Source organism: Streptomyces nojiriensis (assembly GCF_017639205.1).
In the GTDB taxonomy this organism is placed as follows: domain Bacteria; phylum Actinomycetota; class Actinomycetes; order Streptomycetales; family Streptomycetaceae; genus Streptomyces; species Streptomyces nojiriensis.
Genome location: NZ_CP071139.1, coordinates 7,632,180 through 7,645,684 on the forward strand (window position 1 = coordinate 7,632,180; position 13,505 = coordinate 7,645,684).

Genomic DNA, 13,505 nt, shown 5'->3' on the forward strand with positions numbered 1-13,505 from the left:
CGCCCGGGGCACCCGTACCCCCCTTCCCGCGCCGCGCGTCGACGAGGCATGCGCCGACGCGCCCCCGCACCAGAACAGGAACGGAACACACCACGTGACGAGTGACACCCCGGGGCCCGCCCCCGAGCTGAGCGGCCGTATCAGCGGCGGTCCCGCCGAACTCCTGCACGACGAAGTGCTCGCCCCGCAGTTCGGGTTCGAGTCCCGCCACCTGCTGCGCCACTACGTCGCCATCGAGAAGACCCTGGCCGCCGAGTACGTCCGCATGGACCTGATCAGCGCCGAGGAGGCCCACCGGATCGCCGCCCTGCTGGACTCCGTCGGCCCCGACACCCTCAGCGCACAGCCCGGCGCCAACATGTCGGACATCGCCTTCGCCCTCGAACGGCACGTCGAGGCCGGCCTGCCCGCCCCGGTCGTGCGCTGGCACGCCGATCGCAGCCGCAACGACCTGCAGGCCTGCGCCCAGGTGATGTACGGCCGCGACCAGCTCACCCGCTTCGCCGCCGCCCTCCTCGAACTCGCCGCCGTCGTCCACCGGCTGGCCCAGGAGACCTGCGACCTGCCCATGCCGGGGTACACCCACTTCCAGGCCGCCCAGATCATCACCCCCGGCTTCCACCTCGCGGCGCTCTCCGAGCACCTGCTGCACACCCACGACCGACTGCTGAACGCGTACGACGGCATCGACGCCTGCCCGCTGGGCGCCGGCGCCATGGCGGGGCAGGAACTGCCCTGGGACCGCGACCGGATGGCACGGCTGCTCGGCTTCTCCCGGCCGCAGCCGCACGCGCTGACCGCCGTGGCCTCGCGCCGCTGGAGCGCCGAACTGACCGCGGAACTCAGCCTGCTGGGCACGGCTCTGAGCCGCTTCACCACCGACCTGCTCACCTGGGGCGGCAGCGAGTACGGCTTCATCGAACTGCCCGACGAGCTGTCCGGCATCTCCTCCGCCATGCCGCAGAAGAAGAACTACCCCGTCCTGGAACGCATCCGCGGGCGCACCGCCCACCTGACCGCCTTCCACTTCGACGTGCTCCTGGGCCAGCGCAACACCCCCTTCTGCAACCTTGTCGAGGTGTCCAAGGAGGCCGGCACCCACCTGCTGAACGCCTTCGACTCGGCCCACGGCACCGTCCGCCTCCTCACCGAGGTGCTGCGCAGGCTGACCTTCCGCGCCGACCGCATGCGCCAGGTGTGCGAGCGCGAGTTCCTCGGCGGCTTCAGCCTCGCCAACGCCCTCTGCCTCGCCGAAGGGGTGCCCTGGCGCACCGCCCAGGTCGTCGCCGGGAAGTACGTCGTGCTCGCCGCGGCAGCGGGCGCCGCCCCCGCCCCGGGCGAACCCGGCCTGCTGGCCGAGGCGGCCGCCGGACACGGCATCACCCTCGCCGACCCCGCCCGGCTCCTCGCCGAGGCCTTCGACGTCGACCGGGGCCTGCAGCGCATGGTCTCCGCCGGTTCGGCCCGCCCCGACGCCGTGCGCGCGGTACTGCGCACCCAGCAGGAGACGTACGAACGGCTCCGCGCCGACTGGGAACTGCGCGCCGCCGCGCTCCGCGCGGGCGCCGAGGAAGGCGACCGCGCCCTGTACGGCGCGGCCGGCGACGAGACCCACGGGGAGGACGGCGATGGCACCCGCGCCCGCGTACAGCACGCCCACTGACGCCGCCGGAGGGATCTCCGCCTCCCTCCTCGGGCCGGCCCCCGTCCCCGGACCCGGCTCCGGCAGCGCCTTCGGCACCTTCGGCGAACTGCTCCAGGGCGCCCTGCCCCACCCGCAGGGCGACTTCCTGGTCACCTTCCCCCTCGCCCGCTGGGCCACCGCCCGTTTCCACCCCAGCCCCGGCCTGCGCGAGGTCCAGGTGCGGCCGGCCCACAAGGCCAAGTCCCGCCGTGTCGCCGAGGCCGTCCTGGCCGCACTCGGCACGGCGGACGGCGGCCTGCTGGAGGTGGCCGGTGACCTGCCCGAGGGCAAGGGCCTCGCCAGCTCCTCCGCCGACCTCGTCGCCACCGTACGGGCCGTCGGGGCCGCCCACGGGCGGGAGTTCACCCCGGCTGAGACGGAGGACTTCCTGCGCGGCATCGAACCGGCCGACGGGGTCATGTACGACGAGATCGTCGCCTTCCACCACCGTGAGGTGCGCCTCGGCCATCGCCTCGGCGTGCTGCCCCCGCTCACCGTCGTCGCCCACGACGAGGGCGGCCAGGTGGACACCGTCGCGCACAACCGGGGCGCCCGGGCCATCGACGCCGCCGACCGGGAGGAGTACGCGCTCCTGCTGGACCGGCTCACCGGCGCCGTGGCCCGCGGCGACCTCCAGGAGGTCGGCGCCGTCTCCACCCGCAGCGCCGAGATGAACGCCCACCGCCGCCGGCGCGCCGGATTCGCGCAGCTGCACGCCCTGTGCCGCGAGGTCGAAGGCCTGGGCCTGGTCCTCGCCCACAGCGGCACCATGCTCGGCGTCCTCCTGGAGGCGGGCGACCCGGCCCTCGCGGGCAAGACCGAGCACATCCGGGCCGGCTGCGCCGCCCTCGGCGGAGAGGTGTCCGTGCACCGCTCCCTCGGCGCCGACGACAGCTGGAGCCCGAAGGCCGCCCCCGCCCACCCCACCGAGCTGGAGATCTGAGCATGCTGTTCGACACCGTGACGGACGCGATCGGCGCGACCCCGCTGGTCCGGCTGCGCCTGGGCGAGGCCCGCGGCGTGGAGGTCTACGCCAAGCTGGAACTGCAGAACCTCTTCGCGATGAAGGACCGCGTCGCCCGCAACATCCTGCTGGAGGCCCGGCGACTGGGCACCCTGAAGCCGGGCGCCCCCGTCATCGAGAGCTCCTCGGGGACCATGGCCCTCGGCGTCGCCCTCGTCGGCCGCTCCCTCGGCCACGAGGTCCACATCGTCACCGACCCGCGCATCGACCCCGTCACCCTCGCCAAACTCCGCGCCCTGGGCTGCCGGGTGCACGTGGTCGAGGCCATGACCAGCCACGGATGGCAGAGCGCCCGCCTGGAGCGGCTCGCGGAACTCCTCGACGAACTGCCCGGCGCCTTCTGGCCGCAGCAGTACACCAACCCCGACAACCCCGGCGCCTACCGCACCCTCGCCGGTGAACTCCTCCAGGATCTCGGGCAGTTCGACACGCTCGTCGGAGCCGTCGGCAGCGGCGGCTCCCTGTGCGGCACCGCACGGGCGCTGCGCGAGAGCCTCCCGGCCCTGCACGTCGTCGGTGTCGACTGCGTGGGCAGCGCCCTCTTCGGCCAGCCCGACGTGCCGCAACGGCTCCAGAGCGGGCTGGGCAACAGCCTGCTGCCCAAGAACCTGGACCGCACCCTCGTCGACGAGGTGCACTGGCTCAACGACCACGAGGCCTTCGCCGCGACCTGGGACCTCGCCCGCGAGCAGCAGATCTTCGGCGGCAACACCTCGGGCTCCGTCTACCGGGTCCTCACCGGCCTCGCCGACCGCGCCGAGCCCGGGACCAGGATCGTCGGCATCCTGCCCGACCGCGGCGACCGCTACGCCGACACCGTCTACAACGACGAGCACTGGGACGCGCACCGGCTGCGCGAGGTGCCCACCGCCACCGCGCCGGCCGCCCTCGCCCCCGAGGGGACCGCCCGCACCTGGTCCACCACCGCCTACAGCCCGCCCGCCGGGATCCGGCGGCACCTGCTGTTCGTGGAGTCCAACACCACCGGCACCGGCATGCTGGCCCTGGACCGGGCGCGCGAACTGGGCACCGTACCCGTCCTGCTGACCGGCGACCCCGACCGCTACCGGGGACTCGCGGACACCGGTGCCGAGGTGGTGCGCTGCGACACCAACTCCGACGCCGCCCTGCGCGCCGCCGTACAGGAGCGGTTCCGCCGCGAGGAGATCGCGGGCGTCACCACCACCAGCGACTTCTACGTACCGGCCGCCGCCCGGATCGCCCAGTGGCTGGGCCTGCCCGGCAACCCGCCCGACGCGGTGGCCGTCTGCCGCGACAAGTCCGCCCTGCGCGAGCGGCTGAACGCCGAGGGCGTCCGCCAGCCCCGGTACGCCCTGGTCCGCGAGCCGGCCGGGGCGGCGGACGCCGTCGCCCGCACCGGACTGCCCTGCGTGGTCAAGCCCGCCGACGACTCGGGCTCCACCAACGTCCTGCTCTGCGCCGACGAGGCGGAGGTCCGCGCCCAGATCGAGAAGATCCTCGCGATCGACACCAACGTCCGGGGCATGCCCACCGCCCGCACGGTCCTCGTCGAGGAGTACCTGGACGCGCCGGAGTACAGCGTCGAGATGTTCAGCGGGGAGGGCCGCGCCGTGTGCGTCGGCATCACCGCCAAGTCCGTGACCGCCACCCCGCACTTCGTCGAGCACCGCCACCTCTTCCCCGCCCCGCTGCCCGCCGCCACCGCCCAGCGGATCACCGAGACGGTGACGGAGGCCCTGGACGCGGCCGGGATCCGCCTGGGGGCCACCCACACCGAGGTCAAACTGACCGCCGACGGGCCCGCCCTCATCGAGATCAACCCGCGCCCGGCGGGCGGCATGATCCCCGAACTGATCCGGCTCGCCACCGGGGTGGACCTCCTCGGGGAGCAGCTCCGCGCCGCCCTCGGCCTGCCCCCGCACCTGAAGGCCGAGGGCGCCGGCCACGCCGGGATCCAGTTCCTCCTCGCCGACGCCGACGGCACCCTCACGGCCGCCCACGGCGCCCGCGAGGCCGCCGCCGTCGAGGGGGTCGAGTCGGTGCTGGTCACCGCCGCCCCCGGCACGTCCGTACGCAGGCCCCGCAGCGCCTCCGACCGCCTCGGGCACGTGATCGCCCGCCACCCGGAGCCCGAGGGCGTGCACGCCGCGCTCGACGCGGCGCGGGGCCTGCTCCGCCTCGACATCGAGCCCGCACAGCAGTCCTGACCTTCCGTCACATCCAGCCCGAGGGTGCGCCGTACGCCCCGTACGGCCGCACCCGACCCGAAAGGCGAACCGCCATGAGCAACCCCTTCGAGAACGACAACGCCACCTACGTCGTGGTCCGCAACGACGAGCTCCAGCACTCCCTGTGGCCCGCCGCCAACCCCGTCCCGGCCGGCTGGACCGTGGTGCACGGCCCCGACGGCCGCCAGGCCTGCCTGGACCACGTCGAGCGGGTCTGGACCGATATGCGCCCCGCCTCCCTGGTGGCCGCCCTCGCCGGGAACGCGCCCCGTGGCTGAGCCCGTCCACCGCACCGGGCGGCCGGCCGGCGCCGACCCCGGCGCCGACCCCGTACGGACCCTGTGCACCCTCTTCGCCGAGGTCCTCGGCCGCGCCGAGGTCGACGCGGGCCACAGCTTCACCGGGCTCGGCGGCGACAGCATCCAGGCGATCCAGGTCGTCAGCCGCGCCCGCACGGCCGGCCTCGTCGTCTCCACCCGCGACGTGCTCCGCGCCGAGAGCGTCAGCGCGCTCGCCGCCACCGCCCGCGCCCAGGACCGGGCGGGCGGGGGCACCGGACCGATCGTGCCCCCGCGCCGCCTGGGCCCGCTGGCACCCACCCCCATCATGGGCTGGCTCGCCGAACTGGGCGGTCCCGTCGACACCTACAACCAGTCGCTCGTCCTGCGCACCCCGCCGGGCTTCGGGGCGGCCGCCGCCGAACGCACCGTCCAGGCCCTCCTGGACACCCACGAGATGCTCCGCCTGCGGCTGCCCGACGGGATCGGGGCCCGCGGCACCGAGCCGCTCGTACCGCCCGCGGGCTCCGTCACCGCGGCGGAGCTGCTGGAGCACGCGGACGCCCGCGGGACGGGCGACGCGGACCTCCCCGCCCTGACCCGGGAGCGGATGCGCGCGGCCCGGCGGCTGCTCTCGCCCCGCGAGGGCCACATGCTGCGCGCCGTGCTCCTCGACCGGGGAGCCGGACAGCAGGGACGCCTCGCGCTCGTCGTCCACCACCTCGTGGTCGACGGCGTCTCGTGGCGGATCCTCCAGGACGACCTGAAGACCTGCGCGGCTGCCCTCGCCGAGGGCCGCGAGCCCGTCCTGGAACCGGCGCACACCCCCTTCGCGCACTGGGCAGACCTGCTGCGCGCCGAGGCCACCTCCGGCCGCCGGACCGCCGAGGCCGACCGCTGGGCCGCCGCCCTGCGCGAAGCCCCCCAGGCCCTCGCCGGGGTCCGCGCGGCCGGCGGCCTCGACCCCGAGAGCCCGGACAACACCCTCACCCTGACCCTCGGGCCGGACGTGACGGGCCCCCTGCTGACCACCGCGCCCGGCCTCGTCAACGGCACCGTCAACGACGTCCTGCTGACCGCCCTCGCCCTCGCCGTCCTCGGCCGGCGCGGCGCCGACGGCGAGGACACCGGTGACGCGGAGGGCGCCGTCCTCGTCGACGTCGAGGGACACGGCCGGGAGGACGTCGCCGACGGCACGGACCTGTCCCGCACCGTCGGCTGGTTCACCACCGTGTTCCCCGTCCGCCTCGCCCTCGGCCGGCCCGACCTCGACGAGGCCCGCGCCGGCGGACCCGCGGTCGGCGCCGCCCTGCGCCTGGTGAAGGAGGAACTGCGCGCCGTACCCGACAAGGGCATCGGCTTCGGGCTGCTGCGCCACCTCAACTCCCGTACCGGGCCGGACCTCGCCGCGCGCGGCATCCCCCAGATCGGCTTCAACTACCTCGGCCGGTTCCCGATGGGCGGCGACGCCCCCTGGGACGCCGCGCCCGGGCACGCCTTCGCCCTCGACGACGCCGACGAAGGCCTCCCGATGGCCCACGCCGTGGAGGTCAACGCGGCCGCCCACGAAGGCCCGGACGGCCTCACCCTCAGCGCCACCTGGACCTGGGCGGGCAACGCCTTCCCGGCGAGCTGGGTCCACGGCCTCGCGCAGGAGTGGTTCACCATGCTGCGCGCCGTCGTCACCCACGCCGCCCGGCCGGACGCCGGCGGGCTGACCCCCTCCGACGTGTCCCTCACCCAGGTCAGCCAGGCCGACCTCGACACCTTCGAATCCCAGCTCGGAGCCCTGCTGTGATCCCTCTGTCCCACGCCCAGCAGCGACTGTGGTTCCACGCCCGGGACGGCGCCGACGGCGCGCTCTACCACATCCCGGTCGGGCTGCGGCTGAGCGGCGCCCTCGACGCGGACGCCCTGCGTGCCGCCCTCGCGGACGTCAGCGCCCGCCACGAGGCCCTGCGCACCGTCTTCCCCGACGCGGCGGGCCGCCCCCACCAGCGGGTCCTGGATCCCGTGGACGCCGCCCCGGCGCTCACCGTCACCGTCTGCCCGCCCGCCGAACGCGCCCGCCGGGCCGCGCAGGCCTCGTCCCGGCCCTTCGACCTCGCCGCCGAACCGCCGCTGCGCGCAGACCTCTTCACCGACGGGGACGCGGACCACTACCTGCTCCTGGTCCTGCACCACATCGCGGGCGACGGCCACTCCGTGAACGTCCTCGTCCGGGACCTCGCCGCCGCCTACACCGCCCGGTGCTCCGGCCGCCCGCCCGAGTGGCCCGAACTGCCCGTCCAGTACCCGGACTACGCCCTGTGGCAGCGCGAACTCCTCGGCCCGGCCCAGGACCCCGCCTCCCTGCACGCCCGGCTGCTCACCCACTGGGCGGCCGCCCTGGACGGCCTGCCCGAGGAACTGGCCCTGCCCGCCGACCGGCCGCGCCCCGCCGTGGCCGGCCACCGGGGCGCCCTGGTGGAGGCACGGACCGACGCCACCGTCCACGCGGGGCTGGCCGCGCTGGCCCAAGGCGGCCGCGCCACGCCGTTCATGGCCGTCCAGGCCGCCTTCGCCGTCCTGCTCACCCGCCTCGGCGCCGGCACCGACCTGCCGCTCGGCTGCCCCGTCGACGGCCGCGACGACGAAGCCCTCACCGACCTCGTGGGCCTCTTCGTCAACACCCTGATCGTGCGCGCCGACACCTCGGGCGACCCCACCTTCACGGAGGTCCTGGGCCGGGTGCGGTCCGCCGCCCTGGAGACGTACGCCCACCAGGAACTGCCCTTCGAATCACTCGTCGAACGCCTCAACCCGGCCCGCTCGCCCGCCCGTCACCCGCTCTTCCAGGTCGCCGTCTCCGCCCAGCGCACCGAGCCGCTCACCCCCGCCTTCGCGGGACTGCGGGCCGAGGTGGAGGCGGTACGCACCGACACCGCCAAGTTCGACCTCACCCTGGAGGTCGAGGAGCTCCACGACCCGGCCACCGGGGCACCCCGGGGCCTGGCCCTCGGCCTGGAGTACGCGAGCGACCTGTTCGACGGTACGACGGCCCGGCGCCTGCTGGACCGGCTCGTCCACCTCATCGGCGCCGTCGTACGCGAACCCGGGATGCCCCTCTCCGCACTCGACGTCCTGCTGCCGGGGGAGCGCGCCGACCTCCTGGAGCACTGGCAGGGCGCGCCGGTCGCCGCCGACACCCGCACCGTCCACCAGGCCTTCGAGGAGCGGGCCGCCGCCCACCCCGGCCGCGCCGCCGTGCTCTGCGCCGGCCGCGAGACCACGTACGCCGAACTCGACGCCTCGGCCGACCGGATCGCCGGGCGGCTGCGCACCCTCGGCGTCCGCCCGGGCGAGGCCGTCGCCGTACTGATGGACCGCTCGGCCGGCCTCGTCGCCGCCTGCCTCGGCATCCTCAAGGCGGGCGCCGCCTACCTGCCGCTGGACGCGCGGGCCCCGCACGCCCGGACCGAAGCCGTGATCACCGCGGCCGGGGCCGCCGTCCTCGTCACCGACCTCCCGGACGGCGCGCCCGTACCGGCGGGGCCGCGCCACGTGCTGCGCCCGGACGGGGACCCCGCCGACGCGGCCGCGGATGCCGCGACGGCCGGGAACCCCGGGCACCCCGACGCGCTCGCCTACCTGATGTACACCTCCGGCTCCACCGGCACCCCCAAGGGCGTGGCCGTCTCCCACCGCGAGGTCGTCGCCCTCGCCACCGACGGGCGCTGGCGCGGCGGCGCGCACGAGCGGGTCCTGTTCCGCTCCCCGCACGCCTTCGACGCCTCCACCTACGAGATGTGGGTGCCGCTCCTGAACGGCGGCCTGGTCGTCGTCGCGCCGCCCGGCGAGCTCGACGTCGACGCGCTGGCCCGGCTGATGACCGAGGAGAAGGTCACCGGAACCTTCCTCACCGCCACCCTCTTCAACGTCCTCGCCGATCGCTGCCTGCCCGCACTCGGCACGCTGCACGAGGTGATGACCGGTGGCGAGGCCGCCTCGCCGTCCATGGTCCGCCGGGTCCGCGAGGCCTGCCCCCGCACCACCGTCACCAACGCCTACGGTCCCACCGAGACCACCACCTTCGCCGCGACCTTCGCGGTCGGCCCGGGCCAGGAGGCCCCCGACGGGCAGGTCCCGATCGGCCGGCCGCTCGACGGTACGCAGCTCCACGTCCTGGACGAGCGGCTCGGCCTCGTGGCACCCGGCGTCGTCGGCGAGCTCTACATCGCGGGCGCCGGACTCGCCCAGGGCTACCTCGGCCGGGCGGCGCTGACCGCCGAACGCTTCGTCGCCTGCCCGTACGGCCCCCCGGGCGCCCGCATGTACCGCACCGGCGACCTGGCCCGCTGGAACACCGACGGCCAGGTCGAGTACCTCGGCCGCGCCGACCGGCAGGTCAAGATCCGCGGGCTGCGCATCGAACCCGGCGAGATCGAACACGCCCTGGCCGCCCACCCGGCGGTCGGCCAGGCCGCCGTCACCGTCGTGGACACCGCCGCCGGACCCGCGCTCGCGGGCTACGCGGTCCCCGCCGAGGGAGCCCCCGCACCCGACCCGCGGGAACTGCGCGAGCACCTGCGCGCCCGGCTGCCCGACTACATGGTGCCCGCCAGCCTCACCCTGCTGGACGCCTTCCCCGTGACGGCCAACGGCAAGACCGACCTGACCGCCCTGCCCGCGCCGGACCCGGCGACGGCCGGCACCGCGGGGGCCCACCAGGAGCCGCGCACCGACGACGAGCGCGCCCTGTGCGCGATCTGGGAGCAGGTCCTCGGCCTGCCGCGGATCGGCGTCCACGACAGCTTCTTCGACCTCGGCGGGCACTCCCTGCTCGCCACCCGGCTGCTCGCCGAGGTCACGGCGCGGTTCGGAGCAGCGGTCGGCATCCGCCAGTTCTTCACCGGGCCCACCGTCGCCGAACTGGCCGCGGCCCTGCCCGCCGCCACGGCCGCCGGCGCCGGCGCCGAGGACCCGCCGATCGTCCGCCGGGCCCGCCGCACCCAGACCGCCTGACCACAGAAGGAACACCACCGTGAACCACCCGCCGTCCACCCCCGCTCCCGCCCCCGCGCCTGCCGCCGCCCCCGCCGCACGCTCCCTGGTCGAGGACGTCCTGCCGCTCTCCCCGCTCCAGGACGGCATCCTCTTCCACGCCCTCTTCGACGAGGACGAACGCGACGTCTACGTCGCCCAGCTGCTCCTCGACCTCGACGGCCCCCTCGACCCGGACCGGCTGCGCGCCGCCGCCGACACCGTCCTGGAACGGCACGCCAACCTCCGCGCCGGCTTCCTGCGCCGCGCCACGGGCGAGCCCGCCCAGGTCGTCCAGCGCGGCGTACGGGCCCCCTGGCAGGAGGTGGACCTCTCCGGGCTCGACGCGGCCGGGCGCGCCGCCGCCGTCGACACCCTCCTCGCCGAGGACCGGGCCACCCGCTTCGACCTCGCCCGGCCGCCGCTGCTGCGCTTCACCCTCGTCCGCACCGGCCCGCTGTCCCACCGGCTGCTGCTGACCTACCACCACATCCTGATGGACGGCTGGTCCTGGCCGGTCCTGGTGCGCGAACTCCTCGCCCTGCACCACGCCGACGACGCGCCCCTGGGCCCGGTCACCCCGTACTCCGCCTTCCTGGGCCGGCTCCACAGCCGCGACACGGCCGCCGCCCAGGACGCCTGGACCCGCGCCCTGGACGGCCTGGCGGGCGGAACCCGCACCGCGCCCGTGTCCCCGCCGCCCGGCTCGGTCCTGCCCGACCGCGTGGAGACGTACCTCCCCGAGTCCCTGACCGAGCGGCTCGGCGCCCTCGCGCGCGGCCACCGGATCACCTCCGGAACCCTGCTCCAGGGCGCGTGGGCGCTCCTGCTCGGCCGGCAGATCCGCTCCGAGGACGTGGTCTTCGGCGCCATCGTCAGCGGCCGCGACCCCGAACTGCCCGGCGTCGCCGACATCGTGGGCCTGTGCATCAACACCGTGCCGGTCCGCGTGCGGATCGACCCCGCGGAGTCCCTCGTCGCCCTGTTCGAACGGCTCCAGGACGAGCAGGCCCGGCTGATCGACCACCAGCACCTGGGTCTGGTCGAGATCCAGCGGCTCGCCGGAGCCGGGGAGCTCTTCGACTCCTGCGTCGCCTTCCAGAACTACCCGGTCGACGAGGCCGGCCTCGCCGCCCTCGGCGCGGGCGGGCTCCGGGTCACCGCAGTGGACCCGTACGACGCCGCCCACTACCCGCTCTCGCTGACGGCCATCCCCGGCGACCGGCTGCGCCTGCAGATCGACTACCGGCCGGACGTCTTCGACCGGGACACCGCCCAGGCCCTGCTGGAACGCCTCGCCCGGCTTCTGGAGGCCGTCGCCGAGGACCCGTCGTGCCCGGTGGGCACCGTGGACCTGCTCTCGCCCGCCGAACGCCACCGCGTCCTGGTCGAATGGAACGACACCGCACGCGACGAGGAGTACGCGGAGGCCGTCGAGCGCGTACGGCGGCAGGCCGAGCGCCGCCCCGACGCCGTCGCCACCACCGACGACACCGGCCGCGAGCTGAGCTACGCGGCACTCGTCGCCCGTGCCGACGCCCTCGCCCTGGCCCTGCTCGCCGACGGCGTGCGCCCCGGCGACCTGGTCGCGGTGCTGAGCGAGCCCACCGCCCGGGTCCCCGTCGCGATGCTCGGCATCCTGGGTTCCGGAGCGGCCTACGTCCCCCTCGACCCCGAGGGCCCCGTCACCCGGACCGCCGACCTCCTCGCGAGCGGAGGGATCGCCCGTCTGCTGGCCGCCCCCGAACAGCGCGCCCGCGCCGAGGAGATCGCCGCCGCCGTTCCCGGCGGGCTGCCCGTCCTCGTCCTCGACGACGCGGCCGCCGCCGCCCCGGGCGAGCGGCCCGCGCCCGCCGGCGGACCCGACGCACTCGCCTACGTCTGCTTCACCTCGGGCTCCACCGGCAAGCCCAAGGGCGCCATGGTCCACCGCAGGGGCATGAACAACCACCTCCTGGCCAAGGTCGAGGACCTCGGCCTCGGCGACGGCGACCGCGTGGTGATGAACGCCCCGCTCACCTTCGACATCTCCGTGTGGCAGATGCTCGCCCCGCTGATCACCGGCGGACAGGTCCACCTGGTCACCCGGGACACCGCCCGCGACCCGGCTGCCCTCTTCGACGACGCCGCCCGCCGGGGGATCACCGTCCTGGAGACCGTGCCCTCCTTCGTCCGCGCCGCCGTCGACCTGTGGGACACCGGAGTGCTGCCGCCGGCCCTGCCCGAGCTGCGCTGGTTCATCGTCAACGGCGAGGTGCTCCCGCCCGAACTGTGCACCCGCTGGTACGCGCGCCACCCGCAGGCCGCGATCGTCAACGCCTACGGCCTCACCGAGTGCTCCGACGACAACACCCACGCCTTCATCGGCCCCGACGTGCACGCCCAGCTGGAACACGGCCGGCTGCCCGTCGGCCGCCCGCTGCGCAACAACACCCTCTACCTGCTGGACGCGGCGCTCGCCCCCGTACCGCCCGGCGTGCCCGGCGAACTCTTCATCGGCGGCACCGGCGTGGGCCCCGGATACCTGCGCGACCCGCGCCGCTCCAGCGAGCGCTACGTCCCCGACCCGTTCTCCGCCGTGCCCGGCAGCCGGATGTACCGCACCGGCGACCTCGCCCGGATGCGGGCCGACGGCCAGCTCGACTTCCTCGGCCGCCAGGACCACCAGGTCAAGGTCCGCGGCAACCGCATCGAACTCGGCGAGGTGGAGACCGCGCTGCGCGCCGTACCGGGCGTGGGCGAGGCCGTCGTCGCCGTCGACCGGGACCACGCGGGCCAGCAGCGGCTCATCTGCTACTTCACCGGCACGCCCACCGCCGAGGAGGTCCGCACCGAACTGGGCCGGAACCTGCCCAACTACATGGTGCCGTCGCTGTTCCTGCACCTGCCGCAGTTCCCGCTCACCGTCAACGGCAAGCTCGACCGCAAGGCGCTCCCCGACCCGGCCACCGTGCACCGCCCGGCCGGCCGGCTGCCCGCCACCCCCGCCGAGAAGACGGTCTGCGAGATCTTCGCGTCCGTCCTCGGGCTCCAGGAGGCGGGCATGGACGACGACTTCTTCGCCCACGGCGGCCACTCGCTGCTCGCCACCCGGCTGGCCGGCCGCATCGGCGCCGAGCTGGGCGTACGCCTGGGCATCCGCGACCTCTTCGAGACGCCCACCCCGGCGGGCATCGCCGCCCGCCTGGCCGAGGCCGCCGCCACCGCACCCGCCCGCCCCGCCCTGCGCCCCCGCTCCCGTGACCGGGGCTGACCGGAGGTGACCGCGCGTCCAGGCGCCCGAACGC

The 13,505-nt window shown here is 75.5% G+C and carries 7 protein-coding genes; all 7 read left to right on the top strand.

Annotated features, from left to right (window positions below; genetic code table 11):
* Positions 1-94: 94 nt before the first annotated feature.
* Positions 95-1,663 carry an argininosuccinate lyase gene (locus JYK04_RS35170; RefSeq protein ID WP_189741808.1) on the top strand — a complete coding sequence of 523 codons (1,569 nt, stop codon included), beginning with the start codon at positions 95-97 and terminating at the stop codon, positions 1,661-1,663.
* Positions 1,629-2,627, top strand: coding sequence for a GHMP family kinase ATP-binding protein (locus tag JYK04_RS35175; RefSeq protein ID WP_189741805.1), 999 nt, complete (start codon positions 1,629-1,631; stop codon positions 2,625-2,627). The genes JYK04_RS35170 and JYK04_RS35175 overlap by 35 nt, the downstream gene beginning before the upstream one ends.
* Positions 2,628-2,629: 2 nt before the next feature.
* Positions 2,630-4,897: a pyridoxal-phosphate dependent enzyme gene (locus JYK04_RS35180; RefSeq protein ID WP_189741802.1), complete on the top strand. Its 2,268-nt coding sequence runs from the start codon at positions 2,630-2,632 to the stop codon at positions 4,895-4,897.
* 74 nt (positions 4,898-4,971) lie between these two features.
* On the top strand, positions 4,972-5,196 hold the full coding sequence (locus JYK04_RS35185) for an MbtH family protein (protein ID WP_189741799.1): 225 nt from the start codon (positions 4,972-4,974) through the stop codon (positions 5,194-5,196).
* Entirely contained in the window at positions 5,189-6,994 is a 1,806-nt protein-coding gene (locus JYK04_RS35190) for a condensation domain-containing protein (RefSeq protein ID WP_189741796.1), read from the top strand. The genes JYK04_RS35185 and JYK04_RS35190 overlap by 8 nt, the downstream gene beginning before the upstream one ends.
* Positions 6,991-10,200 (top strand): non-ribosomal peptide synthetase, encoded by a 3,210-nt coding sequence (locus tag JYK04_RS35195; RefSeq protein ID WP_189741793.1) that lies wholly within the window; start codon positions 6,991-6,993, stop codon positions 10,198-10,200. Before JYK04_RS35190 ends, JYK04_RS35195 begins: the two co-directional genes overlap by 4 nt.
* A 19-nt stretch (positions 10,201-10,219) precedes the next feature.
* Complete coding sequence (locus tag JYK04_RS35200) at positions 10,220-13,471, top strand: non-ribosomal peptide synthetase (protein ID WP_189741791.1); 3,252 nt, start codon at positions 10,220-10,222, stop codon at positions 13,469-13,471.
* Positions 13,472-13,505: the final 34 nt, after the last annotated feature.

Bases quoted from the DNA above. Each gene is read 5' to 3' on its own strand.
- JYK04_RS35185 (WP_189741799.1), top strand. From the start codon at position 4,972: ATGAGCAACCCCTTCGAGAACGACAACGCCACCTACGTCGTGGTCCGC.
- JYK04_RS35175 (WP_189741805.1), top strand. From the start codon at position 1,629: ATGGCACCCGCGCCCGCGTACAGCACGCCCACTGACGCCGCCGGAGGG.
- JYK04_RS35180 (WP_189741802.1), top strand. From the start codon at position 2,630: ATGCTGTTCGACACCGTGACGGACGCGATCGGCGCGACCCCGCTGGTC.